General features: G+C 58.5%; 1 protein-coding gene. It reads left to right on the top strand.

Going from position 1 to position 434, the window contains the following annotated elements; genetic code table 11:
• The coding region (locus TMES_RS22880) for a hypothetical protein (RefSeq protein ID WP_158091299.1) at positions 1-434 on the top strand (434 nt) is incomplete at both ends.

Here is a 434-nt window from a genome sequence, read left to right as displayed (position 1 = left end):
TCCGGCGACGGCGATAATTACCAGCGCCAATGTCGGCGATGTTGACCTTGGTACGACAGATGCGCTCGATAGCACGGTGTTTGGCGGTGGTACGATCACGGTGTCGATTGGCAGTGCCGATGCCAGCGAACAGCTGACGATTGATGCCAGCAGCCTGCCCACCGGTGTGACGCAGTCCGGCGGGACCAATGGTGCCAACCTTGTAATCACGCTTGATAACGACACGACGGTTGCCGAGGTCAATGCGATCCTGGATGCCATTCGTTACAGCACCAACTCGGATACCTTCACCGGCGGTGAACGCACGATCACGACGACGTTAAGCGATGGCAACAATGTGCAGCCTGATGGCGGCACCGGCACGGTGAATGCCGGGGGCCCGGCGCCGTTGAGCAAAATGCTGACCTCGAAGATCACGGTTGTTGAAAAGAACG

The sequence above is a fragment of the Thalassospira mesophila genome (assembly GCF_002115755.1).
GTDB lineage: Bacteria > Pseudomonadota > Alphaproteobacteria > Rhodospirillales > Thalassospiraceae > Thalassospira > Thalassospira mesophila.
Note: the sequence above shows the minus strand (reverse complement) of the source record. Positions and strands in the feature narration are given on the sequence as shown.